This is a genomic window from Arthrobacter sp. UYEF20, from assembly GCF_040546335.1.
In the GTDB taxonomy this organism is placed as follows: domain Bacteria; phylum Actinomycetota; class Actinomycetes; order Actinomycetales; family Micrococcaceae; genus Arthrobacter.
In genome coordinates this window covers 1-24,784 of sequence record NZ_JBEPNP010000028.1, presented here as the reverse complement: position 1 = coordinate 24,784, position 24,784 = coordinate 1, and the positions used below count along the sequence as shown (strand labels likewise).

Annotated in this window: 24 protein-coding genes and 1 pseudogene; 15 read left to right on the top strand and 10 right to left on the bottom strand. The window is 66.8% G+C overall.

The annotated features are described in order from the left end of the window. Positions 1–10: 10 nt before the first annotated feature. The 5 genes and pseudogenes from ABIB26_RS21140 to ABIB26_RS21120 form a co-directional block, all read left to right on the top strand. A pseudogene (locus tag ABIB26_RS21140) lies at positions 11–163 on the top strand (LysR family transcriptional regulator); the annotation flags it as partial. A 140-nt stretch (positions 164–303) separates the two neighbouring features. After that, positions 304–960: a ScbR family autoregulator-binding transcription factor gene (locus ABIB26_RS21135; protein ID WP_354247788.1), complete on the top strand. Its 657-nt coding sequence runs from the start codon at positions 304–306 to the stop codon at positions 958–960. A 775-nt stretch (positions 961–1,735) separates the two neighbouring features. Continuing rightward, positions 1,736–2,971 (top strand): hypothetical protein, encoded by a 1,236-nt coding sequence (locus ABIB26_RS21130; protein WP_354247785.1) that lies wholly within the window; start codon positions 1,736–1,738, stop codon positions 2,969–2,971. A gap of 51 nt (positions 2,972–3,022) precedes the next feature. Then, entirely contained in the window at positions 3,023–3,886 is an 864-nt protein-coding gene (locus tag ABIB26_RS21125; RefSeq protein ID WP_354247782.1) for a hypothetical protein, read from the top strand. A 172-nt stretch (positions 3,887–4,058) separates the two neighbouring features. Beyond that, positions 4,059–5,099: a thioesterase domain-containing protein gene (locus tag ABIB26_RS21120; protein WP_354247779.1), complete on the top strand. Its 1,041-nt coding sequence runs from the start codon at positions 4,059–4,061 to the stop codon at positions 5,097–5,099. A gap of 15 nt (positions 5,100–5,114) precedes the next feature. Here the strand turns inward: ABIB26_RS21120 and ABIB26_RS21115 are convergent, their stop codons facing one another. After that, positions 5,115–5,969, bottom strand: a complete 855-nt coding sequence (locus ABIB26_RS21115; protein WP_354247776.1) for an HAD-IIA family hydrolase — start codon at positions 5,967–5,969, stop codon at positions 5,115–5,117. 202 nt (positions 5,970–6,171) lie between these two features. Here ABIB26_RS21115 and ABIB26_RS21110 point away from each other — a divergent pair, with 202 nt between their 5' ends. The 4 genes from ABIB26_RS21110 (at position 6,172) to ABIB26_RS21095 (ending at position 9,455) form a co-directional block, all read left to right on the top strand. Next, positions 6,172–6,750: a TrmH family RNA methyltransferase gene (locus tag ABIB26_RS21110; protein WP_354247842.1), complete on the top strand. Its 579-nt coding sequence runs from the start codon at positions 6,172–6,174 to the stop codon at positions 6,748–6,750. Positions 6,751–6,883: 133 nt separating this feature from the next. Next, positions 6,884–7,816: a putative endonuclease domain-containing protein gene (locus ABIB26_RS21105; RefSeq protein ID WP_354247773.1), complete on the top strand. Its 933-nt coding sequence runs from the start codon at positions 6,884–6,886 to the stop codon at positions 7,814–7,816. 194 nt (positions 7,817–8,010) lie between these two features. After that, the gene (gene fbaA, locus ABIB26_RS21100) at positions 8,011–9,033 is read left to right on the top strand and encodes a class II fructose-bisphosphate aldolase (protein WP_354247770.1); all 1,023 of its coding nucleotides are present in this window, start codon (positions 8,011–8,013) and stop codon (positions 9,031–9,033) included. Then, the gene (locus tag ABIB26_RS21095) at positions 9,033–9,455 is read left to right on the top strand and encodes a DUF3151 domain-containing protein (protein WP_354247767.1); all 423 of its coding nucleotides are present in this window, start codon (positions 9,033–9,035) and stop codon (positions 9,453–9,455) included. Before fbaA ends, ABIB26_RS21095 begins: the two co-directional genes overlap by 1 nt. A gap of 68 nt (positions 9,456–9,523) precedes the next feature. On the opposite strand, the gene ABIB26_RS21090 is transcribed toward ABIB26_RS21095, so the two are convergent. Together ABIB26_RS21090 and ABIB26_RS21085 are read right to left on the bottom strand one after the other, a co-directional pair. Further along, entirely contained in the window at positions 9,524–10,156 is a 633-nt protein-coding gene (locus tag ABIB26_RS21090; RefSeq protein WP_354247764.1) for a uracil-DNA glycosylase family protein, read from the bottom strand. A gap of 249 nt (positions 10,157–10,405) precedes the next feature. Beyond that, positions 10,406–11,614: a cobalamin-independent methionine synthase II family protein gene (locus tag ABIB26_RS21085; RefSeq protein WP_354247762.1), complete on the bottom strand. Its 1,209-nt coding sequence runs from the start codon at positions 11,612–11,614 to the stop codon at positions 10,406–10,408. Between the two features lie 213 nt (positions 11,615–11,827). On the opposite strand from ABIB26_RS21085, the gene ABIB26_RS21080 reads away from it, so the two are divergent. From ABIB26_RS21080 to ABIB26_RS21055, 6 genes are all read left to right on the top strand, one after another. Beyond that, the gene (locus ABIB26_RS21080; protein ID WP_354247760.1) at positions 11,828–12,163 is read left to right on the top strand and encodes a hypothetical protein; all 336 of its coding nucleotides are present in this window, start codon (positions 11,828–11,830) and stop codon (positions 12,161–12,163) included. A 214-nt stretch (positions 12,164–12,377) separates the two neighbouring features. Further along, positions 12,378–13,667 carry an adenylosuccinate synthase gene (locus tag ABIB26_RS21075; protein ID WP_354247758.1) on the top strand — a complete coding sequence of 430 codons (1,290 nt, stop codon included), beginning with the start codon at positions 12,378–12,380 and terminating at the stop codon, positions 13,665–13,667. A gap of 289 nt (positions 13,668–13,956) precedes the next feature. Beyond that, on the top strand, positions 13,957–14,475 hold the full coding sequence (locus ABIB26_RS21070; protein ID WP_354247755.1) for a hypothetical protein: 519 nt from the start codon (positions 13,957–13,959) through the stop codon (positions 14,473–14,475). A gap of 88 nt (positions 14,476–14,563) precedes the next feature. Next, positions 14,564–15,112: an RNA polymerase sigma factor gene (locus ABIB26_RS21065; protein ID WP_354247752.1), complete on the top strand. Its 549-nt coding sequence runs from the start codon at positions 14,564–14,566 to the stop codon at positions 15,110–15,112. Beyond that, positions 15,109–15,867 carry a hypothetical protein gene (locus ABIB26_RS21060; RefSeq protein ID WP_354247749.1) on the top strand — a complete coding sequence of 253 codons (759 nt, stop codon included), beginning with the start codon at positions 15,109–15,111 and terminating at the stop codon, positions 15,865–15,867. The genes ABIB26_RS21065 and ABIB26_RS21060 overlap by 4 nt, the downstream gene beginning before the upstream one ends. A gap of 219 nt (positions 15,868–16,086) precedes the next feature. After that, positions 16,087–16,272, top strand: coding sequence for a hypothetical protein (locus ABIB26_RS21055; RefSeq protein ID WP_354247746.1), 186 nt, complete (start codon positions 16,087–16,089; stop codon positions 16,270–16,272). 11 nt (positions 16,273–16,283) lie between these two features. Here the strand turns inward: ABIB26_RS21055 and ABIB26_RS21050 are convergent, their stop codons facing one another. From ABIB26_RS21050 to ABIB26_RS21020, 7 genes are all read right to left on the bottom strand, one after another. Then, entirely contained in the window at positions 16,284–16,778 is a 495-nt protein-coding gene (locus tag ABIB26_RS21050) for a CoA-binding protein (protein ID WP_354247744.1), read from the bottom strand. Then, positions 16,778–18,235, bottom strand: a complete 1,458-nt coding sequence (locus ABIB26_RS21045) for an O-acetylhomoserine aminocarboxypropyltransferase/cysteine synthase family protein (protein WP_354247741.1) — start codon at positions 18,233–18,235, stop codon at positions 16,778–16,780. The genes ABIB26_RS21050 and ABIB26_RS21045 overlap by 1 nt, the downstream gene beginning before the upstream one ends. Continuing rightward, the gene (sfnG, locus tag ABIB26_RS21040; RefSeq protein ID WP_354247738.1) at positions 18,235–19,428 is read right to left on the bottom strand and encodes a dimethylsulfone monooxygenase SfnG; all 1,194 of its coding nucleotides are present in this window, start codon (positions 19,426–19,428) and stop codon (positions 18,235–18,237) included. Before sfnG ends, ABIB26_RS21045 begins: the two co-directional genes overlap by 1 nt. Before the next feature lie 10 nt (positions 19,429–19,438). After that, positions 19,439–21,430 (bottom strand): acetate--CoA ligase, encoded by a 1,992-nt coding sequence (gene acs, locus ABIB26_RS21035; RefSeq protein WP_354247735.1) that lies wholly within the window; start codon positions 21,428–21,430, stop codon positions 19,439–19,441. After that, complete coding sequence (locus ABIB26_RS21030) at positions 21,421–22,332, bottom strand: ABC transporter permease (RefSeq protein ID WP_354247732.1); 912 nt, start codon at positions 22,330–22,332, stop codon at positions 21,421–21,423. Before ABIB26_RS21030 ends, acs begins: the two co-directional genes overlap by 10 nt. After that, positions 22,332–23,390 carry an aliphatic sulfonate ABC transporter substrate-binding protein gene (locus ABIB26_RS21025; RefSeq protein ID WP_354247729.1) on the bottom strand — a complete coding sequence of 353 codons (1,059 nt, stop codon included), beginning with the start codon at positions 23,388–23,390 and terminating at the stop codon, positions 22,332–22,334. The genes ABIB26_RS21030 and ABIB26_RS21025 overlap by 1 nt, the downstream gene beginning before the upstream one ends. Positions 23,391–23,514: 124 nt before the next feature. Continuing rightward, positions 23,515–24,411: an ABC transporter ATP-binding protein gene (locus ABIB26_RS21020; RefSeq protein WP_354247726.1), complete on the bottom strand. Its 897-nt coding sequence runs from the start codon at positions 24,409–24,411 to the stop codon at positions 23,515–23,517. Positions 24,412–24,784: the final 373 nt, after the last annotated feature.

The following is a 24,784-nucleotide window of genomic DNA, read 5'->3' as shown; positions in this document are numbered from 1 at the left end:
AGGAGCTGGCGTGGACACGCGAAAGCTGAAGTATTTTCTGGCCGTCGTTGACCACGACGGATTCAATCGCGCGGCCGAGCATCTCCTCATCGCCCAGCCCTCCCTTTCCCAGACCATCGCCGGACTGGAAAAGGAGCTTGGCGTGCCGCTCTTCCCTCGCATCCTATGGAGTCTTGGGTAATGCCCGCGAATCAGACCGGTTGACCGTCTTGCTAGGATCGAAACGATGAAGCCGGCTTGCTGCGGGCGGCGAATGGGTGAGGGTACGCGCAGCACGCCGAATAGTTGAGTTGAGGTACGTTTATGGTCCTTCAGGATCGCGCAAAGGCCACCCGTGAGGCGATAATTTTCGGGGCTGCCGCGGTTTTCGAGGAGCACGGCTACGGCAGCGCCAGCCTGACCCAGGTGTCCGATGCGGCCAAGGTGACCAAGGGGGCGCTGTACTTTCACTTCCACTCCAAGGAAGACCTGGCCAGATCGGTCATCGAGGAGCAGCACCGGATCGTGGTGGCAGGGAGCGAAATTCTCCTCGCCGAGAACCGGCCGGCCCTGCCAACTATGATCCTCATGTGCCGCGCATTCGGCCTCAAGTTAGTGCACGAACCTGTCGTCAGGGCGGGCATCCGTCTCACGCTGGAAGCGACCGCATTTGGCCGGCCGGTGCAAGGTCCCTACGAGGACTGGATCACCGTCATGGAGCAGTTGACTGATCGGGCCAAGAGAGAAAAGCAGGTGCGATCCTCCGTCGACTCGGCGGCATTCGCCAGATACCTTGTTGCATCGTTCACCGGGGTTCAGATGGTCTCCGGCGTCCTGACCGGGCGCGCTGATGTCATGCAGCGGATTGAAGAGATGTGGGCCATCCTGCTGCCCGGGATCATGCATGAAGATTTTCACGAGGACCCGCAGGCCCTCTCCGGACTGGTTTCCACCGGATGTCCTGGCCCATGGCAAGGTTAGGCTGCGTCACCGGCGTAGCGGCGGGTGCGGAAAGCGGTGAGTTCCTGGCGCGTTCCCTTGGCCCAGAAATAGGCTCTGGAAACAGGAAAGCCACGCCATCAGGCTGCATCCAATAAACCGGACGGCCGTATTGTTTTATTGACACTGATCATCTACCATTGTCTCGGATCTGTTGAAGGCTCCCGCAGGAAAAGACGGGGCTGTGTCGGCGTGCATGTTTGGGGGCGTCGGCACAGCCCGGCTTGAGTTTGACCGGTGCTGCTACGGCCAGCGGTCCGCCGGCCCAGGCAACGGAGGATCCGTAGAGGTCCGACGCCGCCGGGCCCGCCTGCTGGAGGATTTTGCCGCCATGCCAATAAGCGCTGAAGCCGAGTCCTTGCTGTCACCAAACACCCAGCGGGACGGCCACCAAGGCCGCCACGCCAGCAAGGGCCAACGGCGCAGGCAGCCGGTGGGGAGATCGGAAGCAGGGCAGCTCATTGACGTCGGCCGAGGAATCCGCGAGCCCGCGCTGGCCGTGCGGTAGTAGCTGACACCCTGCGTCGCAGGTGTTTTGCGCTCGGTGATCATGAGCCCCGGCGGGGCGGAAGGGTCGACGTCGATGCCTTCGGCCAGGATCTTCCGTTCTGGCGAAATGGTGGAAGCTCCTCTGATGGTCCGCTCAGTTCCGCGGGACAAAGGCACAAGACTCTACGGATTCTCGATTGAAGGACGCAATGCTGGCACGTACTGTATTTATGGCAACTGGCACATCGGGCGAAGAGGGTGGATACGTATGGCTAGCAAGAAATCGGGGAGAAAAGCGGGCCGGAATTCCGCGACCGGAAGCCGTGGCGTTCCGGCTGCTGCGTCGCTGGCCAAGGCCCGCGCGGCAAACGCAGTGGATGTGCTGACCCCGGATTTTGTCCGCTGGTTCGACGACGGCTCGCCCGGCGCAGGTACCTCCGCCCTTGAATGCCTGGAAGTTATCAGGGATGTTGCCGGCCGGTACTGCGAAGTGACCGGCTCGCAGGCGGTGACCGCGTTTGAGGCGGACGCACTCGATGACGTGCTGGAAGAGCTGATCCCTGAAGAAATGGACGAGCAGGACGCGGTATTCACCATCGATTGCTGCTACGTCTTCATCGGGTTCCTGGCCGAAACAGGCCGCTGGACCGGCAGCGCAGAAGAACTCGCTGATGTCAATGCACTATTCAGCATGGGCGACCGGGACCCGACCTCGGAGGCCCTTCCGGTGATCCACGTCCCCGCGCTCGACGACGCCGAGGCGACGGCGGTCCTCAACTCGCTGCCGCTGATCCTGCACGCCCGCGCGCTGCTGCGGTGGCTTGGCGAGGGGAAGGAGGTCACGTCCACCGCTGTGCTGCGGCTGAAGGATATTGAGGCGGCGGCCGCCTGCGTGGGTGTAGCCGCCCGGGGATCGGCGAAGGCCAAGAAGTACAACATCATGCTGCCCGGCCTGGAGGATCCGGCAACGGCAGTTCCCGAGGTGCGGTCCATGCTGGACGTGCCGCTCCTGCGCCGGGTCTGGGCCACACTTGAGGCTGCGGAACTGATCACCATCTCGTCGACCCGAGCCGCTGTTTCCCCCGATGCCGCGGACATCCTGGCCGGGACTGGTGCCGCCGGGCTCGAGGAGCTGGAATACTTCACCAGCGAGTTCCTGCGGCAGGCCGTGATGGGTGACCTCCTAGATCACCCGTGGGGCGCGGAGGCGGCCGTCCTGCAGGTGGGGGTCCTGGCGGCGGCTACAACGGCGGATCCTCCAGCGGTGAAGCTGGTGATGACTGCCGCAGACCGTGCACCGGCGGAGGACAAAGCCATGGCCGCCGTCGTCTCCGAGACGGTCCACGGACGGATTGAGGAGCTGGCCGCGCTTGGGCTGATCCAGGTGGACACGCACTACCGGGTGCTGCCGGCCCTGGTGAGGTGCATCGCCGAGGCGTTCGAGGACAGCTTCGGCATCGACGTCCACGAAGAACCCCCGCCCGCGCTGGCCGCACTGCGCTGACGGCCGGCACTTCGACGCTGCCCCGGCCGCGAGGTCCGAAGGAGAGAACGAGTGACGCATTTACCTAAATCGAGCAACGGCAAGCCACATGCCGCCGGCACGGCAACAAGCGAAGCCCTGACCGAGACGAGGGCCACGGAGCAGCTCGCCGCCGTGCTTGCGCTGGCTGAAGGCGGCGCGCTCCGGTGCAGCGCGAAGACGCGGCGGCCCTCTGCGGCGACCGTCAAGCTGCTGGCGGAAGCGCTTCCGAACGGCGACTTCTATGACCACGAGGCCATTGCGAGCCTCGCCTGGCCTTTGCTGATCCAGGCCGGTGGTCTTGCGGACGGCAGCCGGCTGCAGCTGACCCCGCGGGGGCGTACGGCGCTGCGGAAAGAGCCGGCAGAGGTGCTGAGGCTGCTGTGGCGGCGGTGGATCAAAAACGGTGTCATCGACGAGTTCAGCCGTGTCGAGGCGGTGAAGGGACAGCGGTCCACCAATGTACTCAGCGCGGCCGGACGGCGGCGTGCAACCGCCGCCGACAGCCTGCGCCTGCTGCCTGCCGGTGAGTGGGTTGAGGTCGATGAACTCTTTGCCCGGATGCAGAAAGCGGGTATGGAGCCTACCGTCCACCGGAGTGAACGCGGGCGCTGGAAACTCTACGTGGAGGACCCGCAGTACGGCAGCTTCGGCTATGACGGTGCGCACAAGTGGGAACTGCTCGAGGGACGGTATGTTCTTGCGGTGCTTTTTGAGTATGCCGCCACGCTGGGACTGATCGATGTCCGCTACATCGATCCGGACGGCGCACGCACCGATTTCCGCGACCACTGGGGCGCCGATTGGCTGCCGCGCCTCAGCCGCTATGACGGGCTGCAAGCACTGAGGCTCACGGCTCTGGGCCAGTACTGTCTCGGACCGGCCCCCAAGCCTTGAGGGCCACCTACCGCTCGCCGCGCAGCCGCCTCGCGTGCCCCGCTGATGTGCCTCAACGCTGGCGGCCCTCGCCGGCCTTGTACTACTGGGCCGGATTCCGCCCGGAGACTGTGGCTGAGCTGTTATCCGGCCGCGTTTCTGATCCGTGTTCAGCAGTGGATACGGTAGGGGTGTGCCGCGTGAGACGGAAGAAAACAGTGGGCGCGGTCCCGGTTCCGCCGAGGCCCGCATACTCCGGCACGCCGCAGAACTGAAGCGGTTTTCGCGCCGGAATTTCCTCCTTGGCACGGGCTCCGCCTCGCTCCTGGCTGCGGACATGCTGCTCACCCGGCGGGTCCAGGCCGCCCGCCGGGTGAACAAGATCCTCACTGTGCCGGACGACACCGCCGAAATGTATTTCCCCACGGCCAGCTGGATCCTGTTTCCCGGCTACAAGACCAGCTGGGAGGAAGCCCAGTGGATCCTCAACGCCCTGCGCGGCGCCCTGACCAAGCGGGGTCAGCTGGCCGCCGTCGGGTATTCCAATCTGGGCCTGGACATCGACCAGATCGTGATCGCCGTGATCGAGCACGTGCGCGCCCGGAAGCTCACCACCCTGTATTTCTATGGCCACAGCTTCGGCGGCATGGTGGCGACGCAGGTCGCGGCCCGGCTCCGCGAGCTGCACGGATTCGAAGTGGCGTTCATTCTGCTCGATTCCAGCCCCAACAGCAGATACGACGTGCTGGACCAGAGCTGGTTCGACGGGGTGGTGTTCCTCTATGAGTCCGGATTCCGCTTTCCCTCGGTGCTGCGCGGCGGCTATGAACTCGGTGAACGGATGCTCCACAAGGACGAGCGCAGCTGGGGCCAGGTCCTGGACCAGTCCCTGGAGCAGCTCTCGCCGATCGCCCCCTCCAGCGTGCTGGTCCAGTCGGAGTCCGCCTACATTTATCACTTTGACGCCGGCCGCTTCGCCGGGAAGCTCGACGGCACGCGGATGGCGTTCATCGGCAACCCGCGGGACCGCACCGTGGACTATGACACTGCGCGGGATGCCTGGATGCTGACCTTTAAGGCAAATATGGTCTCCGACGAGCTGCGCACCGACGGCGCCCGCCCGGCGCACGCCAGCCCGGGCTGGAACCCGTTCGTCTACCGCCCGATCATCGAGGAACTGCAGGATGAACTGTTCCCGCTGCCCTCCGGTGGAGGCAGGAAAACCGCGTTCTAGTGATGTTCCTGCGGATCAGATCTGGTTCTTCAGGTCCGCCACCGAGTTCAGGATCTGGTTGGGCCGGAACGGGTAAGAGGCGATGTCGTCCCGGTGCGTGATGCCGCTGAGCACCAGCACCGTATGCAGCCCCGCTTCCATGCCGGCGATGATGTCCGTGTCCATGCGGTCACCGATCATCGCCGTGGTCTCGGAGTGCGCATCGATCTGGTTCATCGCCGAGCGGAACATCATCGGATTCGGCTTGCCGACAATGTAGGGCTCGCGGCCGGTCGCCTTGGTGATGAGCGCGGCGATCGCCCCCGTGGCCGGCATCGGCCCGTCCTTCGACGGCCCGGTGGCGTCCGGGTTGGTGGCGATGAACCGCGCGCCGCCCAGGATCAGGCGGATGGCCATCGTGATCGCTTCGAAGGAGTAGGTGCGGGTCTCGCCGAGCACCACAAAGTCCGGGTCCTGGTCGGTGAGGATGAAGCCGGCCTCGTGCAGCGCCGTCGTGAGCCCTGCTTCGCCGATGGTGTAGGCCCGGTTGCCGGATTCCGAGCCATGCACCTGGTCCTTGAGGAACTGCGCCGTGGCCAGCGCCGAGGTCCAGATGTTCTCCTCGGGGATTTCCAGGCCGGAGCTCTTGAGCCGGGCGGCGAGGTCCCGGGGCGTGTAGATGGAGTTGTTGGTCAGGACGAGGAAGCGCCGGGAGGTGTCCACCCAGCGCTGGATGAGGTCCGCGGCGCCGGGGATGGGCTGGTTTTCGTGCACCAGCACGCCGTCCATGTCGGTCAGCCAGCATTCGATGTCCTGGCCGCTGCGGTACACCGACGACGAGGACCGTACTTGGTCTGCATCTGTCCGCTGGGCTTTGCGCTGGTCCGCCATGGTGTCCTCCGCTGTAAGTGTGCCGCTTCCTGTGTCCTAAGTCTAAGGTTGAGTCGTGACTGAACCCGAGACCCCCAGCGAAGCCCCCGCCATCCCGCCGGCCGGCAAAGGGGCCGAGAATGAAGGGGCCGGGAATGCGGGCGAGCCAGAGGCGGGGGCAGAGACCAAGGCGGAAGTCGGCGTCGGCCCCTGGGAAGGGGAGTTGCCGCCCGGCGGGCACTGGGATCCGGACCTCCTGGCGGATGGTGACCGCCGCAACGTCGTCGACAAATACCGCTACTGGAAGCACGAGGCGATCGTGGCGGACCTCGACTCCCGGCGGCACAACTTCCACATCGCGATCGAGAACTGGCAGCACGACCTCAACATCGGCACCGTGGTCCGCACCGCCAACGCCTTCCTCGCCAAAGAGGTCCACATCATCGGGCGACGCCGGTGGAACCGCCGCGGGGCCATGGTCACCGACCGCTACCAGCACGTCCGCCACCACCCCACGGTGGACGACTTCGTCGCCTGGGCCCAGGGCGAAGGGCTCGCGATCATCGGGATCGACATCTTCCCGGACTCGGTGCCGCTGGAGACCTACGAATTGCCCAAGGACTGCGTGCTGGTGTTCGGCCAGGAGGGGCCCGGGCTGACGCCCGAGGTCCATGAGGCCGCCCTGGACACCCTGTCCATCGAGCAGTTCGGCTCCACCCGGTCCATGAACGCCGCCTCCGCCGCGGCCATCGCGATGCACGCCTGGATCCGCCGGCACGTTTTCAACCAGCTGCCGGGCTGACGCGCGCACCGAGATGGCATTTCACGGCAGTGTTGCGCGCCTACACTGCCGTGATATGCCATCTCGGCGCGGGGCGGGACGCCTGCCTGTGGATAACTCTCCACGGCGCGTCCGGATCGGGAAGAATTTGGGGATGCACAGGGCTCCCCTTCCTGAACACTTGACGGCCGGATCGTTCTCGCTTCGTATGTCCGACAAGGCCGGCGTCAGCAGGACGCGCACAGTGGCCAAGGACCTTTCCACCGTTTCCCGCGGCGTCCGAGTTGACCTGGGCTCAGAGGCCAAAAATGGTGCGGCTTTGCGGGCGTACACAGAGCTGGACGACTCATCGGCGCTGACCCACGTTTCCGCCGCCCGTGTCTGGCGGGCGGCCCTTTCATGGAGGCTTGAGGATGACTGGCGCATCCACCTGTCCCGTCGGCCGGGATTCAGCATGCCCCGCAGGGTCAACGTGGTGGGTCACCTGTTGACCTTCCTTCCCGGCGAGCTCGTGGAGTACGACGGCGTCCGGCTCACCTCGCCTGCCCGGACGTGGCTGGACTTGGCATCAATGGCCGGCGTGGATGAGCTTGTCATAGCGGGAGACTCCCTGGTCTGCTCCCACGGCCCCGAGTTCCCCGCGCCACGTGAACCGCTGTGCACGGTGGAGGATCTGCGCGCCATGGTTTCGAAGCATCCCGGAGTCAGGGGAGCCAGGTTGGCCAGGGCTGCGTTGGAGCTGATCCGCGTGGGCGCCGACTCCCAGCCCGAAACGTCGATGCGCCTGGCGTTGGTGCGGGCAGGCCTGCCAGAGCCGGAGCTGAACCATGTGCTGTGGGGCGTGCATGGTGCCCCGGTCCTGTGGCCTGATGCGGCCTATCTGGAGTGGCGCATCTCGATCCAGTACGACGGAGCCGGCCATGGCGGTCCAGAGCAGTACCTCAGGGACATCCGCCGCGAATCAGTGACAGCAGAGTACGGCTGGCTTGAGGTGCGCGTGTCCAAAGACGACCTCGCCGGCGACCGGCCAGCCGTCGTGCGTAAAGTTCGGGCCGCGCTGGAAAGCCGAGGCTGGCGCGCGAGATGACACTTCGCAGCAGTGCCGGCGCGGCAACACTGCCGCGAACTGCCACCTCGGTGGGCGCCGTGAGCTTAAGTGTTACCGGCCCGCGTGACCCGAAACACGGCCCCGGCGCAGGAATGGCTAGGATGGTTCGTAGCCGACGAGGTTCACTCCAGGGCCAACCCAGCCCGCAGACGACATTCACTTTAGGAGTCAGCATGCCCATTGCAACCCCAGAGATCTACTCCGAGATGATCGACCGCGCCAAGGCCAGCGGCTTCGCGTTCCCGGCTGTCAACGTCACCTCCTCCCAGACCCTGAATGCGGCCCTCCGCGGATTCGCCGAGGCGGAGTCCGACGGCATCGTCCAGGTCTCCACCGGCGGCGCGGCGTACTGGTCCGGCGCCTCCACCAAGGACATGGTGGCCGGTTCGCTGGGCTTCGCCGCGTTCGCCCGCGAAGTCGCCAAGAACTACGGCGTCAACATCGCCCTGCACACGGACCACTGCCCGAAAGACAAGCTCGACGGCTTCGTGCTGCCGCTGCTCGCCGCGTCCGAGGCCGAGGTGAAGGCCGGCCGCAACCCGCTGTTCAGCTCGCACATGTGGGACGGTTCAGCCGAGACCCTGCAGGAAAACCTGCGCATCGCCCGTGAACTGCTCGAGCGCACCGCGGCCGCCAAGATGATCCTCGAGGTCGAGATCGGCACCGTTGGCGGCGAGGAGGACGGCGTCGAGAACGCCATCAACGACAAGCTCTACACCACGGTCGAGGACGCCCTCGCCACCATCGACGCGCTCGGCACCGGCGAAAACGGCCGCTACATCACCGCGCTGACCTTCGGCAACGTGCACGGCGTCTACAAGCCCGGCGGCGTCAAGCTCCGCCCGGAAATCCTCAAGGACATCCAGGAGCAGGTGGGGGCCAAGATCGGCAAGGCCAACCCGTTCGACCTCGTCTTCCACGGCGGCTCCGGCTCCTCAGAGAAAGAAATCGCCGACGCGGTCTCCTACGGCGTCATCAAGATGAACATCGACACGGACACCCAGTACGCCTACACGCGCCCGGTGGTGGACCACATGCTGCGCAACTACGACGGCGTGCTCAAGGTCGACGGCGAGGTGGGCAGCAAGAAGCTCTACGATCCCCGCGTCTGGGGCACGTCCGCCGAAGCAGGCCTCGCTGCCCGCGTCGTCGAGGCCACCCAGCAGCTTGGCTCCACCGGCAAGACGCTCAAGTAGTGTCCGACGAGTTCCGCAAGAACCTGATGGGTCCCGAGCCCACGCTCCTGCCTGCCGAGACCGAGGTCTACGCGGCGCTGGACGCGGGCGCGGAAGCGCTGGACCTGGTGGAGAAGCACCCGACGTCCTCGCTGCTCTGGGCCGTGCTGGCCGAGGAGGCCTGGGACGAGGGCCGGACCATCGATTCCTACGCCTACTCCCGCGTCGGCTACCACCGCGGCCTCGATTCGCTGCGGCGTAACGGCTGGCGCGGCGTCGGGCCCATCCCGTGGGAGCACGAGCCCAACCGCGGTTTCCTGCGCGCCCTGTACTCGCTGGGCCGCGCCTCCGCGGCGATCGGCGAAGCCGAGGAACCGGAGCGGATCGAGAAGTTCCTCAAGGACTCCGATCCCACCGCCAAGGCAGCGATCGAAGCAAAATAACCGCATTAACGACGACGGCGGGCGCCCACCTTTCGGTGAGCGCCCGCCGTCGTCGTTTGGGAAAGAAACTAGCTGGCCTTGGCCAGACCGGTGCGGGCCATGGCGTCCTGGTAGACGGTGTGCATTTCCTCAAGGTACTGCTCCTGGCGGGCCGGGGTGCCGGCGAACGCGCGGCCGCTGAGCGAGCGGACCTTGTAGGTCTTGAGGCCGCGGCGCCAGATCATGGGCACCTCGGTCTTGAGCAGCAGGTTGGCCAGGCGGTTCGCCTCGGTGCCGTGGGCAACGATGACGGAGGCGCGGGGAACGAGGGCCAGGAACTTCAGCAGGGGCTTGAGCCCGGCGGAGATCTGGTCCGGCGTGAACTTGCCGTTGGGCTCGCCGGCGATGTGCCAGGGGTGAACGTTCCACGGCATGACGTACTCCGGGCGAAGGCCCAGCTTCCACTGGACGCCGAGCATCCGGGTGGCCGCTTCTTCGTCGCCGGCGGTGATGAAGCCGGACTCGTCCTCGGTCCCGATGTTGGAGAAGAGGCTGATGATGCGGCACTCGTCGACGTCGTGGATCGGGTCCACGTAGGGCACATTGGTGCCAGCTTTGGCGGCCTGCAGCGTGTCGCACAGCTCGTTGACTGCCGCGACGCTAGCTTCGTAGCGACGGCTCAGAAGCTGTTCGCGGGAATTTTCGGTGGCCAAGGCTGTCATATATTGCTGAGTCTCCTGCGGGATTGGTAACGCTGCCAGGCCGTACGCGGGCACGCCAAATACGGTGTGGTTTGAAAATGTGATGTGGACCGGTTCCTGGTCGATCCTTATCTAGTCTATCAAGCCTTGCGAAATGACGGGCAGGCCCGGGGCGGCGGCCACGTCAGGCGGGCCCCAGCCCGGTCCCGGCAGGCCCCGAGCGGGGTGCAGTCCCGGGACCGGCAGGGACCCCGTGTCAGCTCGCGTCGGCTACCAGAGCCGCCGGGTGGCGCGCCGTGCGCCTTCGCCCAGGGCTTCCAGCTTGGCGAAAGCAATCTGCGGGTGCACCCGGCCGCCGAGGCCGCAATCTGTGGAGGCAATCACATTGTCCCTACCCACGAGCTCCGCAAAACGCACGATCCGGTCCGCTACGAGGTCCGGATGTTCGACGACGTTGGTGGCGTGCGAGACCACGCCGGGGATGATGACCTTCCCTTCGGGAAGCGTCATGTCCTCCCAGACGCGCCATTCGTGTTCGTGCCGGACGTTCGCGGCCTCGAAGGAGTAGCCGCCGGCATTGATCTGCAGGACAGAGTCGACGATGTCCGCAAAGGGAATGTCGGTAGTGTGCGGTCCGTGCCAGGAGCCCCAGCAGACGTGCAGCCGGATCTGCTCCGCCGGGAGGTCGCGCAGGGCCCAGTTTGTGGCCTCGACGCGGAGCTGGATGAACTTGAGGTAGTCCGCCAGGCTTGGTTCGGGGTTGATCTGGTCCCAGCTTTCAGCCAGTGACGGGTCATCGAGCTGGACCGTGAGCCCGGCATCGATGATGGCCTTGTACTCCTCGCGCATGGCGTCGGCGCAGGCGTACAGGAGCTCCTCGTCGCTCGCGTAGTACTCGTTGGCGACGCGGGCGCAGGAACCGGGGGACAGGGACGCCACGAACCCCTCGGCCAGTCCGGCGGCGGCCAGCCCGGTCTTGAGATTGGCGATGTCCGAACCCACGAGTGCCTGCCCGGTGTAGGTCAGGGGCCCGGCGATCTTGGGCTGGGTAACGCTCTTGCGGTGCGCCAGGATTCCGGCGGAGGGCTCGCTGTACGCCTCGGCGAACTTCTGCCGGTCGCGGCGGTCCGGGAAGGACGTCAGGACGATGTTCCCGGGGCTGGAGCGGTGCACTTTGGCGTCGGCCCAGCGGTCCACGTCGGTCGGCTCCAGGCCTCCGAGGCGGGAAAAGGAGTAGTTCCACCAGGCCCCGTAGTCCACGGAGCTGGACATGGTGTGACCGAATTCGCCGTCGTTGGGGATGTCGATGCCGAGGTCCTTCTGGCGCTGGACCACGTCCACCACCGAGGTCTCCAGCAGGTCCAGGAATTCGGGCGTCATGCCGTCCGCTTCCTTGGCCTCGTTCGCGGCGATCAGCTCGGGGGTGCGGGGCAGCGAGCCGGCGTGGGTGACGCGGATGTGGTCTGTGTTCGGGAGCATGCGGCGTTTCCTTCCATCGGTCCTGGCGGTAGCACCCTGGCCGGTCACCGTTGGGTGCCGCTCAGGGTTGCTGCGGCGTCAACGGTCCAGGTCCCTCGGCCGCTCGGGATGGTCAACTCTCACTCAATTCCACTGCGGAATGTTCCGCAAGTCGGGGGTGCAATGTGTCGCTGCGGGACCTCACCTGCCCGGAAGCTGGTGGATGATGCAGTGATGAAGAACAAAGAGTCATCACCAGCAGCCGTCGAGGCCTTCGAGGGCGTGGCCGCGGACCTGGCCGGTGCCGGCGTCGCCCTCGGCCAGACCTTTGGTGCCCGCGCCCTGATGGTCAACCGCAAGGCCATCGCCTGCCTCAACGGCGACGGCATGGCGTTCAAACTGGGCCGGGACTCGCCGGAGCATGCCCGGGCGCTCGGGCTTCCGGATGCACGGCCCTTCGATCCCTCGGGGATGGGGCGGCCGTTCAAGGACTGGGTCGAAGTGCCGGCCAGCTCTGCGGAGGAGTGGACGGTGCTGGCCGAGGCGGCCCTCGCGTTCACAGCGGCCTAACCGCCACTGTGCAGCCACCGCGCCCGCCCCTTGGATGGTCGAATGAGTGCCCGGCACTGTAATCGGCTAAACTTGGGTGGTAAGAGCCCCGGAACTCTGGCGTTGGTTAAAGAGCAGCGGCAGAATTCGGGGCATTCTCATGAACGGCGCTGAGCTGCGGGAACCACCTGGTGAATCAAATGCAGCTCGGCCCGAACGAATGGGGGAGGATCCCATGCCAGCAATCGTGATCGTCGGCGCCCAATGGGGCGACGAAGGCAAAGGTAAGGCCACTGACCTGCTCGGCCACCGCGTCGACTACGTCGTCAAGCCCAACGGCGGCAACAACGCCGGCCACACCGTCGTCGTAGGCGGTGAGAAGTATGAGCTCAAGCTCCTTCCGGCCGGCATCCTGAGCCCGAACGCGGTCCCGATCATCGGCAACGGCTGCGTGGTGAACCTCGAGGCGCTGTTCCAGGAGATCGACGGCCTGGAAGCCCGCGGTGCGGACACCTCCAAGCTGCGCATCTCCGCCAACGCGCACCTGGTTGCGCCCTACCACCAGGTCCTGGACAAGGTCACCGAGCGTTTCCTCGGCAGCCGCGCGATCGGCACCACCGGCCGCGGCATCGGCCCGGCCTACATGGACAAGGTGGCCCGCCTGGGCATCCGGGTGCAGGACGTCTTTGACGCCTCGATCCTGCGCCAGAAGGTCGAGGGCTCGCTGCGCCAGAAGAACGAACTGCTGGTCAAGGTCTACAACCGCCGCGACATCGAGGTGGACGAGATCGTGGAGTACTTCCTCTCCTTCGCCGAGCGGCTCCGCCCGCTGGTCATCGACAGCACCTTTGTCCTGAACACCGCCCTGGACGAGGGCAAGGTGGTCCTGATGGAAGGCGGCCAGGCCACGTTCCTGGACGTTGACCACGGCACGTACCCCTTCGTGACGTCCTCGAACCCGACGGCGGGCGGGGCCTCGGTGGGCTCCGGCATCGGCCCCACCCGGATCACGCGCTCCATCGGCATCATCAAGGCGTACACCACCCGTGTGGGCGCCGGGCCGTTCCCCACGGAACTGTTCGATGAGATGGGCCTGTACCTGCAGAAGACCGGCGGCGAGTTCGGCGTCAACACCGGCCGCCCCCGCCGTTGCGGCTGGTACGACGCCGTGCTGGCCCGCCACGCCTCCCGGGTCAACGGCTTCACGGACTACTTCGTCACCAAGCTCGACGTGCTCACGGGCATCGAGCAGATCCCGGTCTGCGTGGCCTACGACGTCGACGGCGTCCGGCACGACGAAATGCCGATGACCCAGACCGAGTTCCACCACGCCAAGCCGATTTTCGAGTTCTTCGACGGCTGGACCGAGGACATCACCGGCGCCCGCACCCTGGACGACCTGCCGGAGAACGCCAGGAACTACGTGCTGGCCCTGGAGAAGCTCTCCGGCACCCGCTTCTCGGCGATCGGCGTCGGCCCGGACCGCGACCAGACCATCGTGATCAACGATTTGATCCTTGACTGACACTGACTGACTCACTGACAGCCGACGCTCGACGGCGGCGGGTCACCTGAAAAGGTGGCCCGCCGCCGTCGTCGTTAATCCTGTCTGGAGTCATTGCGGAAAAGAAAAAAGAAAATCGGGTAGCTGCGTAACTTTTCGGGGTGCCCCAGCGATTACTCCTTTGTAAGCGCCGCCGGAACCTGGCCCCCCATCAGGGATCCGGCCGGCCTTTCAATGCAAGTGCGGGCCGGCGCCTGCCCCCATCAGGCGCCGGCCGGCCTTCCAACAAACCAAAGGATGTACGTTTCTTATGAAGAGTGTTAGCAAGACCACCAAGATTGCTGTCGGCGCCGCCATCCTCGCAGTCGGGGGCTTCTCCGGCATCGGACTGGCCAACGCAGCCCAGGTGTCCAGCACCCAGCAGGCTGACGTGACCCACGCTACGCCCGCCGTCCCGGCAACTCCAAAGCTGCCGGCAGTTCCTGCCGTTCCTGCCGTTCCTGCAACCCCCGCTGTCCCGGCCGCGCCTTCGGTTGACGGTTCGGCTGACGGCAAGGCCGGCGCTTCGGTTGACGGCGAGGCGGGCGTCGAGGGCCTCGAGGGCGCAGCCGAGGGCTCCGTCACGGCCGGCAAGGACGGTGCCAGCGTCAAGGGCAACGCCGTCGCCCACGGTGCTGCCGCCGCGGCTGCCGCCCACGCCAATGCCGAACTGAAGCCCGCGGTTCCGGCCGTCCCGGCCGTCCCCGCTGTCCCGGGCGCCAAGCGTGTGCCGGCCGTGCCTGCCGTTCCTGCCCAGCCGTCCGTTGAGCTGCCTGAGCTCGACAAGTAGGTAGCGCACGCCTCCCACCGGAGGCATCGGGGTGCGGCCACTAGACTATCTGGGGCCGCACCCCCGGCAGTCACGGAAGGACAGCCTCTTGGCAGAACAGCTAAGCGATGACGAATTGTCAGCAGCCTTAGCTGGCGACCCGTCAGGCTTCAGCGCTGTCTACACCGCGATTTCGCCCGCGGTCCTCGGCTACTTCCGGGCCCGCGGCGTGGACGACGCGGAGGCACTCACGCAGGACGTCTTCGTGGACGTCCTGCCGAAACTGGCCAATGTCAGCGGCGGTCACGCCGGTCTGCGGACCTTCATCTTCTCCGTCGCCCACGCGAGGCTGGTCGACCAGCGGCGGCGCTCAGAGCGTACGCCGTATTTGGCCGAATACGATCCCCGGGATGACACGCGGTTTTCCGCCTCCGCCGAGGACGAAGCCCTGGGCTCCCTGGGCGGCATCTCCGGCACCCTCTCACAGCTCAACGAGGAGCAGCGGGAGGTCCTGGTCCTGCGGATCGTCGCGGACCTCTCGATCGAGCAGGTCGCCGGCATCATGGACAAGACACCGGGGGCCATCAAACAGCTTCAGCGGCGCGGGCTCAGTGCCCTGCGCGAACTCGTCACGGAAAAGGACCACGCAGCATCATGACCGGCACACGCGAACCCCAGCAGGATGACAGCATCCAGGCGATGCTCCGCGAGTCCGGCCTCGAAGCTGCCACCGAACTCCGTGGCTCGCTCGAACAGCTCCGCGCCCTGGTCCCGGACCAGGCCCCGGCTCCCCGGGCCGACCTGGCAGCCCTGTTGGCGGCCGGTGCTTCCGGGGACGAAACGCTGCCTGCCGGCGTCGGGAGCCTGGCGGAACGCCGTGGCCGGAAGCGCCGGCTGGCGGTAGTCGGCGGAGCAGTCATCGGTGCGATGAGCCTCGGCGCGGGCGCCGTAGCTGCCTCCAGCGAGGACTTCCGCCAGGGCGTCAGCCACACCGTGGGAGTTATCCTCCAGCGCCCAGACACGGCACCCGACTTGGCTCCGAAGCCAGCCAGTCCCTCACCTTCCAACGTTCCGGCCGCTCCGGTACCAACGGCAGCCGCCAGCGCAAGCACGACGCCGACGGCGGAAGCCGCGCCGGCGGGCCCAGGGTCCGCCGGGGCGCCGCCCGCCTCCCCGGCCGCTGCTGCCACGGCGCCCGCAGCCACGCCGCCCGCTGCCACGCCGCCCGCCGGCGGACGTGGCGGAATCCTGCCATACCCACCCCGCCGTCCGGTCAATCCGGCTTCGCCGGGCGTGCCCGGTATGCCGGCGGTGCCCGGCCCACCGGATGGGAGGGGCACCCCCGTCAGCCCGCTTCCGGCGCCGCCCACGCTCCCGGATGCAATTCCCACGAAGCTCCCGGGCAGGCCTTAGGCGATTCCCCGCGGGCGAGGAAACCCTGTCCGGTGCCGGATCCGGGCCCGCTTGCGGAGGCCAGGACGCACCGGCTTCAGGAAGGCCTTGACCATGAAACGTGTCCAAGCCACCATGAGAAAAGCAGTACCGTTCCGGAAAAATCGACAGGCCCGGCTACAGGCTTCCCGGTAGCGGGCAGTGGAGCGGCGCCAGGGCAGGGACACGAAAGGACACGACATGAGCGAAACGCCTGAGGCATTCGAACGCCGCCATAGCGAGGCGCCGGCTGAGGGTGATCCGAGCGCCGACGTGTCGGAGATCCGGGTCCATTCCGAAGACCCCGCCGAGGGCGCAGATTTCGAGGACACGACGGCGGACGGCTTGCCCGCCCCCGGTACAGCAGAGGACGAGGAAGCCGGCTAGGCCGTCGTCCCTTAGGCCAGCACCTGCCGCTTGGAAGAGATGACCCCGGTGTCGAACCCGGCCAGGTGCAGGCCGCCGTGGAAGCGGGCATGCTCAATTTTCACGCAGCGGTCCATGACGACGTCGAGCCCGGCGGCTGCCGCATCCCTGGCAACGTCCTCATGCCAGGATCCGAGCTGCAGCCACAGCGTCTTGGCGCCCACGGCGATGGCCTCGTCCAGGACGCCCGGTAGATCATCGTGCTTCCGGAAGACATCCACAATGTCCGGGCTCTCCGGGAGGTCAGCCAGGGACGCGTAGGTCGGCTGGCCCAGGATCTCCTTCACCACCGGGTTCACGAAATACACCTTGTACCGGGTGGAGGACTGCAGGTAGGTCGCCACGAAGTAGCTGGCCCGGGACGGCTTGTCCGAGGCACCCACGATTGCGATCGACTTCGCCTGCCGCAGCAGGTTCAGCCGCTCCGGCGCCGACGGCCCGGTCCAGGTTCGTTCTTCAACAGTCATCAGTTCGCTCCGATCGTGCAAGAGTCGGCCGACAGTGCATCCGCACGCGGCTTAGCGTTCCCGGCTTTCCCCGGACTCGCAAGCTCGTCTGGGGACCCCGAGCCGGTCTCTTCACCGCCTCGTTCCTCGGCGGCGCGATGCGCCGCTTCCGCGGATACACCGTCGGCCGTGCCTACAGACGCGGCGTCCAGGGCCTGGTCGAGGTCCCAGAGGATGTCCTCGATGTCTTCGAGCCCGATCGAGATCCGGACCAGGTCCTCGGGAACACCTGCGGACTCGAGCTGTTCGGGGCTGAGTTGCTGGTGGGTGGTGGACCCGGGGTGGATCACGAGGGTCCGCGAGTCACCCACATTGGCCAGATGCGAGGCCAGCTGGAGGGACTCGATGAACTTCTGGCCCGCGGCGCGTCCGCCCTTGACGCCGAAGGAGAAGACCGAGCCCGGACCCAGCGGCAGGTACTTCTTGGCCCGCTCGAAGTGCGGGTGCGAGGGCAGGCCGGAGAAGTTCACGTAGGCCACACGCTGGTCCGCCTCGAGCCATTCCGCCACTGCCTGTGCGTTCTTCAGGTGCTCGTCCAGGCGCTGGGGGAGGGTTTCGACGCCCTGCAGCAGCTGGAACGCGGACATCGGAGACAGGGCGGGGCCGATGTCACGCAGCTGCTCGCAGCGCAGTTTGGTCAGGAAACCGTACTCACCGAAGTTCCCCCACCAGGAGACGTTCCCGTAGGCGGCCACCGGTTCGGTCATGGTGGGGAACTTGCCGTTGCCCCAGTTGAAGCGGCCGCTTTCGACGATCACGCCGCCCAGGGTGGTGCCGTGCCCGCCGAGGAACTTGGTGGCGGAGTGGATCACGATGTCCGCCCCGTGCTCGATCGGCCGCACGAGGTACGGCGTGCTCAAGGTGGCGTCGACGACAAGGGGGATGCCGGCGTCGTGCGCCACCTTTGCCAGCCCCTCCAGGTCCTGGACTTCCGACGACGGGTTGGCCACCACCTCGACGAAGATCGCCTTGGTGTTCTCCTGCACAGCGGCGGCGTAGTCCGCCGGATCGGTGCCGGGGACGAAGGTGGTGTCCACGCCGAAGCGCCGCAGGGTGACATCGAGCTGGGTGATGGTGCCGCCGTAGAGCTGGGAGGACGCCACGATGTGGTCGCCTGACTGGGTGAGCGCGGCGAAAGTGATGAACTCCGCGGCCATGCCCGAGGACGTGGCCACCGCGCCGATGCCGCCTTCCAGGGACGCAATGCGTTCCTCGAACGCGGCGACCGTGGGGTTGCCGATCCGGGAGTAGATGTTGCCGTACTTCTGCAGCGCGAAGAGGTTCGCGGCGTCCTGGGTGTCCTTGAACACGAAGGACGTGGTCTGGTAGATCGGCACGGCGCGGGCGCCGTGCTCGGCGTCGGGGGTGCCGCCGGCGTGCAGGGCGCGAGTGCGGAATCCGAACTTACGGTCAGCCATTACGCGGCCACCTCCGCGTTTGCTACCGGGGTGTTGGAGAGGTCCAGCTCGGCACCGTGCTTGCGGGCCAGGTCCGCTTCGAGTTCGCGGACGATCGGCAGGATGTCCTGGCCGAACGCCGCCACCTCCTCCTGGAAGTGCAGGTAGCAGGTCAGCATCAGGTTCACGCCGATCTTCTTGTACTCCACGATCCGCTCGGCGATCTGCTCCGGGGTGCCGATCAGCTGGGTCTTGAAGCCGTCGTTGTACTGGATCAGGTCCTCGAAGGAGGAATCCGCCCACATGCCCTTGCCGTCCTGTGTGGACGCTCCGGCTTCCTGGACCGCGTCGCGGAAACCCTGCACTGCCGGCTTGTGCGCTTTCGCGACGATCTCCCGGAGGGTGTCGCGGGCCTCCTTCTCCGAATCGCGGGCGATGACGAAGCCGTTGAGGCCGAACTTGGGAGCGGGGAGTGCGCCGTCAGTCCCGCGCCCGGCTGCACCGGACGCGGCGACGACGCCGGCGATGTTTTCCTTGAAGCCGTCGAGGTCCTTGCCGTTGGAGAAGTACCAGTCCGCCACGCGTCCGGCCGTGGCCTGCGCTGCGGTGGAGTTGCCGCCGAAGAAGATTTCCGGGTGCGCGCGGCCCGGCACGTCCACCGGGGCCGGCTGCAGGGTGAAGTCGGTGATGTTGTAGTACTTGCCGGCCTGGCTGAACTCCTGCTCGGTCCACAGCCCGCGGAGGATCTTGATGAACTCCTCGGTGCGGACATAGCGTTCGTCGTGCTCGAGCCAGTCGAGGCCGAAGTTGGTGAACTCGTTCTTGAGCCAGCCGGAGACGATGTTCACGGCGGCGCGGCCGTTGGAGATGTGGTCCGCGGTGATGATGTATTTGGCGAGCACGCCCGGGTGCCACATGCCCGGGTGGACTGCGGCAATCACCTTGAGCCGCTCGGTGGCCGCCAGCAGCGCCAGGCTGAACGAGGTCGCCTCGTGCTGCTTGTCGGCGCCGTAGGATGCGGCGTACCGGGTCTGGGCCAGGGCATATTCGAAGCCCGAGTTCTCGGCGATCCGGGCGAGCTTCTTGTTGTAGTCGAAGTCCCAGCCGGTGCGCTGTTCGATGGTGGATACCACCAGGCCGCCGGAGACATTGGGAACCCAGTAGGCGAACTTGAGCGGTTCGGACAGGCGTGCGACGTTGCTGATCTCGGTCATGAGTGTTCCTTTACTTCCGGGTGGTTAATCGGGTGCGCAGGACATCCTGGATGGCTGCGATGGATGGTTCGTTCTGGAGCGAGGTGGTGTCACCGAGCGTGGTGCCCTCGAACAGCTGCGTGAGCAGCCGGCGCATGATCTTGCCGCTGCGGGTCTTCGGCACATCGGGGACGACGACGACGTCGCGCGGCTTCGCGATCGGCCCGATTTCCCGCGCGACATGCGCCTTGAGCCGGTCCTGGATCCCGTCGGCGCCGGCGGTCCGCTTGAGCACGACGAACGCCACGATCGCGTGCCCGGTCTTCGGGTCGGCGACGGGGCAGACGCCGGCCTCCACCACGTCCGGGTGGGACACGAGGGCCGATTCGATCTCGATCGTGGAGAGCAGGTGCCCGGAGACGTTGAGGGTGTCATCCACCCGCCCGAGGATCCAGATGTCGCCGTCGTCGTCGTATTTGGCGCCGTCCCCGGCGAGGAACCAGCCCTGCTCGGCGTATTTGCGCCAGTACGAATCGAAGTAACGCTGCGGGTTCCCCCACACGGTCCGCGCGATGGCGGGGCCGGGGGCGTCGACCACGATGAAGCCCTGGACGCCCGGCGGCACGGTGTTGCCGGCGTCGTCCACGATCCGGGTGCCGACGCCGGGCAGCGGCCGGGACGCGCAGCCGGGCTTGAACTCGGTGTCGGTGGGCGCGGGGGAGAGGATGGTGGCGCCGGTTTCGGACTGCCACCAGGTGTCCACCACGGGGGCGGTGCCGGCGCCGATGTTCTTCCGGAACCAGCGCCACGCCTCCGGGTTGACGGCCTCGCCGACGGTGCCGAGCAGGCGGATGGAGGAGAGATCGTAGCCGGCCGGGACGCCGTCGGGGAACCAGCCCATCAGGGACCGGACCAGCGTGGGGGCCGTGTAGTACTGCGTGACCCCGTAGCGTTCGATGATCTCGAGGTGCCGGCCCGGGTGCGGGGTGTTCGGGGTGCCCTCGAAGATCACCTGGCTGACGCCGTTGGAGAGCGGGCCGTACAGCTCATAGGTGTGGGCCGTGACCCAGGCGAGGTCCGCGGTGCACCAGTGCACGTCCTGGTCCCGGAGGTCCGGGTCCGGATGGCTGAAGAGGTGCTCGTAGCTCCAGGACGCCTGGGTCAGGTAGCCGCCGGAGGTGTGGACCAGGCCCTTGGGCTTCCCGGTGGTGCCTGAGGTGTACATGATGAACAGCGGCGTCTCGGCGTCGAACGCCTCGGGGGTGTGGACCTCGGAGGCCGGCCCGACGGCGTGGTGCCACCACACGTCGCGGCCGGCGGTCATCGGGACGGTGTCCAGCAGCTCGGGGGCGGTGGTGCGGTTGACCACCAGGACGTGCTCGATGGCGTTCTCGCCGGAGACGGCGTGGTCCGCGTTGTCCTTGACCGGCACGGTGGCGCCGCGGCGGAACTGGCCGTCGGTGGTGACGAGCAGTTTGGCCCCGGTGTCCTCCACCCGGAACTTGAGCGCTTCGGCGGAAAAGCCGCCGAAGACGAGTGAGTGGATGGCGCCGATGCGGGCCACGGCGAGGGTGATGATCACGGTCTCGGGGATGACCGGGAGGTAGATGACCACGCGGTCGCCCTTGGAAATGCCGAGGTCCAGCAGCGCGTTGGCGGCCTGGGACACCTCGCGCTGCAGGTCCGCGTAAGTGATGGTGCGGCGGTCGCCGGGTTCGCCCTCGAAGTGGAGGGCCACCTTGTCGCCCCGCCCGGCGTCGACGTGGCGGTCCACGCAGTTGTAGGCGACGTTGAGCTTGCCGCCTTCGAACCAGGTGATGTCCGGGCCGGTGCCGGCCTCGACGTCGGCCGGGATGAGGCGGTGCGCCGTGTGCCACGGCTTGTCCTGCCCGGGCACATCCTCCCAATCGAGGCGGAGGGCGGCGGACTCCCAGAAGGAGAGACGCTCCTCTTCGGTGACAGGGATGGCCGGGTGATTGGCCGGGGCTGCAGCCACGGCTGTATCGGTCACTGTTACGCCCATCGTTTCACCGCCCATTTCTCGGCAACACCCAACAGCGCGTCGGTGATCTTGCCGATCACCGCGAGCAGCACGATCGCCAGCAGGAGCCGGTCCGTGCGGCCGTTGTTCTGCGAATCGGTCAGCAGGAAGCCGAGCCCCATCGAGGAGGCGATGAGTTCGGCGGCCACCAGGAACAGCCAGGCCTGGGCCAGGGCGAGCCGGAGCCCGGAGAAGACGGCCGGAACCACGGCCGGAAGCTGGACGGTGGTCAGCAGCTTCACGCCCTTGAGCCCGAAGGCCCGTGCCGCTTCCACCAGGTTCCGGTCCACATGGCGCAGGGCCAGGGAGACGGTGGTGAAGACCGGGAAGAACGCACCGATCAGGATCAGGGTGATCTTGGAGTCTTCGCCGATCTTCATCCAGAGGATGAGCAGCGGCACCCACGCCAGCGACGGAACTGCGCGCAGGGCGCCGATGGTCGGGGCCAGCAGGGCGTCCGCGAAGCGGGACAGGCCCACGAAGGACCCGAACAGCAGACCCAGGGCGGCGCCGGCGGCGAAACCGATCAGGACTCGCTGGGTGGAGATGGCAATGTGCTGGCCGAGCTGTCCGCGCTCGAGCAGATCGAGCCCGGCCTCCAGCGCCATGGCCGGCGGCGGGAGCTGGACCACGCTGAAGACCCCGGCGGCGGTGGACAGCTGCCAGGCCGCCAGCACCGCCGCCGGAATGATCAGTCCAAGGAGCAGACGCGCCCAGCCGTTGGCCAGGATCCCGGCGGGGGACCATCCGTTCGCCGGGGAGCCGCTCGGTCCCGAATCGGGCGAGCCCGGCCGGGCGGCGTCTGCCGGAGTTGCGGGGACGGCTGCAGCGCGTCCGTCCGCAACACTGTTGCCGGTGAGGTAAGGATTTCCGAGGTGGGTCATCAGGAATCCTTGATGGCGGAAGCATCCGCCTTCTTCACCAGCGAGTCATCAAGAAGGGAGGCCACCGCGTCGTCGATCTGCTTCTGGCTGGCCACGTCGCCGGTTTCCACGAAGGTCGGGCCGATCTTGGTGAGGACCTTGCGCTGCGCCTCACCCGGTGCCGGGTCGACGTTCAGGTTGCTGCGCTCCAGCACCACAGTCTTCGCCACGGCGAGGTCCAGGCCCGCGACGTCGGCGAGGATCTGCGCGGTCTCGTCCGGGTTCGCCACGGCCCAGGCACGGGCCTTCTCGTAGGCGTTGACTACGGCCTGCGCCTGCTTCGGCTTGTTCTTCAGGAAGGTTTCCGTGGCGTTGAGGAAGCCGTAGGTGTTGAAGGACAGGTTCCGGTAGAACAGCGTGGCGCCCTTCTGCTCGGCGCCGGCCATGATCGGGTCCAGTCCGGACCAGGCGTCCACGGATCCGTTTTCCAGGGCGGCACGGCCGTCGGCGTGCTGCAGGTTCTGCACGGTGACGTCCTTGGCGGAGATGCCCGCTTCGGCGAGGGACTGCAGCAGGAAGAAGTACGGGTCGGTGCCCTTCGTCGCAGCCACGGACTTGCCCGTGAGGTCAGCCACGGTGGTGATCCCGGACGAGGGCTTGGCCACGAGCGCCGCCCATTCGGGCTGGGAGTAGATGTCGATCGTCTTGATCGGCGAGCCGTTGGCACGCGCCAGCAGCGCGGCGGATCCGGCCGTGGAACCGACGTCTACCGCGCCCGAGCGCAGCGCCTCGTTCGCCTTGTTGGAGCCCGCGGACTGCACCCAGTTGACGGTGACGCCCTGCTCCTTGAGCGAGGCCTCCAGCCAGCCCTTCTTCTTGATGACGAGGCTCAGCGGGTTGTAGGTGGCGAAGTCGATGTTGAGGGTGCCGCCCTCGACGGCGCCGCTCGCCGCCGGGGCGCCGCCCGAACCCTCACCGGCGACGCAGCCCGAGAGGACGAGGGCGGCGGTGACTGCGGCAGCTCCCATCACCGAGCGGCGGGTGACTGGACGGCTGGTGGCTTTGCGGGCGAATGACATGAGAATCCTTTGAGGATAAAAGGCGAATGATGCGAATCGTGGGTAAATGGCGGGCTGCAGCAAAGTGTGCGGACAGCACGGCTGCTGCGCGTCAGCCCGGGTGAAAAGGAAGTGGAGGGGTCCGCTAGTGGCCGTCGACGCCGAGGCTTTCCAGGAGCGAGGCCCGCATGCCGGCAAGTTCCACGGAACCGCGGTCCCGTGGGCGCTCGCCGGGCACGACGACGGTGCGCACGATCGTCCCACCGGGAGCCGCGGCGGCCGGTGCGCCGCCGTCGGCCGGAGTTGCCGGCGTCGGTTCCTTGCCCAGGATGATGATGCGGTCGGCAAGCTGGAGGGCCTCGTCGACGTCGTGCGTCACCAGCAGCACCGTGGTGGGCTCGGCGCGGTGAATATCGAGGAGCAGGTCCTGCATCTTGATCCGGGTCAGGGCGTCGAGCGCGCCGAACGGCTCATCGAGCAGGAGAACCCCCGGGTTGCGGGCGAGAGCCCTGGCCAGTGAGGCGCGCTGGGCCATGCCCCCGGAGACTTCGCGGGGCCGGTGCTTGGCGAAGTCCTTGAGGCCCACGAGGTCGAGCAGCCGGGACACCTTGGCCTTGCCGTCCTTGGCACTGATACCTCTGGGCAGGCCGATCGCGATGTTGGCCTGCAGGGTGTGCCACGGCAGCAGGCGGGGTTCCTGGAAGGCGAAGGCGCAGCGGGAGTCAATGCCCTGGACGGGGGTGCCGTCGATGTCGACGCTGCCGGAACTGGGGGAGTCGAGTCCGGCCGTCGCACGGAGGAGGGTGGATTTGCCGCAGCCCGAGGTGCCGAGAATCGCCAGGACTTCGCCGGAGCGGACCTCGAAGTCGACGTCCCTGAGGACGGTGTGGGCCCCGGAGCCCGTGCCGAAGGTACGCCGCAGTGCGCGGAAGGAAACCGGCAGCGCCGAAGCGGGACCCGGCAGCGCCGAGGTTCTGGTGGAAGACGCGTCGGAGGCGTCCGGGGACGTCTCCGGAGCGGAGGGGGACAGGACAGCAGTCATAGGGATACTCCATCGGTCCTGGCGGTAGCACCTATGGAAAGAGCCTTTGCGCCGGGTGGTCAGTCCGGCGGTTCCCGTGACTCATTTCCTTGCTATCGTCGGAGTCCGAGGGCGGATTCCGGCGACCAGGGTTGCTGCGGCTTCATCGATCCAAGTCTCTCGGCCGCTCGGGATGGTCACTCTCAACTAAAACGGAACCGGACGTTTTTCCCAAATTGCCGCTTTGTGTTGCGTAATATTCGGCCACGCCCTTCGGTCTGGTCCTGGCTCAGTCACTTGTTCGGTAAGGCACCGTTCGGTAAGGCACCGTTCGGTAAGGCACCGTTCGGTAAGGCACCGTTCGGTAAGGCACCGTTCGGTAAGGCACCGTTCG

Bases quoted from the DNA above. Each gene is read 5' to 3' on its own strand.
- ABIB26_RS21135 (WP_354247788.1), top strand. From the start codon at position 304: ATGGTCCTTCAGGATCGCGCAAAGGCCACCCGTGAGGCGATAATTTTC.
- ABIB26_RS21130 (WP_354247785.1), top strand. From the start codon at position 1,736: ATGGCTAGCAAGAAATCGGGGAGAAAAGCGGGCCGGAATTCCGCGACC.
- ABIB26_RS21115 (WP_354247776.1), bottom strand. From the start codon at position 5,969: ATGGCGGACCAGCGCAAAGCCCAGCGGACAGATGCAGACCAAGTACGG.
- ABIB26_RS21105 (WP_354247773.1), top strand. From the start codon at position 6,884: ATGCACAGGGCTCCCCTTCCTGAACACTTGACGGCCGGATCGTTCTCG.
- fbaA (WP_354247770.1), top strand. From the start codon at position 8,011: ATGCCCATTGCAACCCCAGAGATCTACTCCGAGATGATCGACCGCGCC.
- ABIB26_RS21090 (WP_354247764.1), bottom strand. From the start codon at position 10,156: ATGACAGCCTTGGCCACCGAAAATTCCCGCGAACAGCTTCTGAGCCGT.
- ABIB26_RS21085 (WP_354247762.1), bottom strand. From the start codon at position 11,614: ATGCTCCCGAACACAGACCACATCCGCGTCACCCACGCCGGCTCGCTG.
- ABIB26_RS21080 (WP_354247760.1), top strand. From the start codon at position 11,828: ATGAAGAACAAAGAGTCATCACCAGCAGCCGTCGAGGCCTTCGAGGGC.
- ABIB26_RS21075 (WP_354247758.1), top strand. From the start codon at position 12,378: ATGCCAGCAATCGTGATCGTCGGCGCCCAATGGGGCGACGAAGGCAAA.
- ABIB26_RS21070 (WP_354247755.1), top strand. From the start codon at position 13,957: ATGAAGAGTGTTAGCAAGACCACCAAGATTGCTGTCGGCGCCGCCATC.
- ABIB26_RS21060 (WP_354247749.1), top strand. From the start codon at position 15,109: ATGACCGGCACACGCGAACCCCAGCAGGATGACAGCATCCAGGCGATG.
- ABIB26_RS21055 (WP_354247746.1), top strand. From the start codon at position 16,087: ATGAGCGAAACGCCTGAGGCATTCGAACGCCGCCATAGCGAGGCGCCG.
- ABIB26_RS21050 (WP_354247744.1), bottom strand. From the start codon at position 16,778: ATGACTGTTGAAGAACGAACCTGGACCGGGCCGTCGGCGCCGGAGCGG.
- ABIB26_RS21045 (WP_354247741.1), bottom strand. From the start codon at position 18,235: ATGGCTGACCGTAAGTTCGGATTCCGCACTCGCGCCCTGCACGCCGGC.
- sfnG (WP_354247738.1), bottom strand. From the start codon at position 19,428: ATGACCGAGATCAGCAACGTCGCACGCCTGTCCGAACCGCTCAAGTTC.
- acs (WP_354247735.1), bottom strand. From the start codon at position 21,430: ATGGGCGTAACAGTGACCGATACAGCCGTGGCTGCAGCCCCGGCCAAT.
- ABIB26_RS21030 (WP_354247732.1), bottom strand. From the start codon at position 22,332: ATGACCCACCTCGGAAATCCTTACCTCACCGGCAACAGTGTTGCGGAC.
- ABIB26_RS21025 (WP_354247729.1), bottom strand. From the start codon at position 23,390: ATGTCATTCGCCCGCAAAGCCACCAGCCGTCCAGTCACCCGCCGCTCG.
- ABIB26_RS21020 (WP_354247726.1), bottom strand. From the start codon at position 24,411: ATGACTGCTGTCCTGTCCCCCTCCGCTCCGGAGACGTCCCCGGACGCC.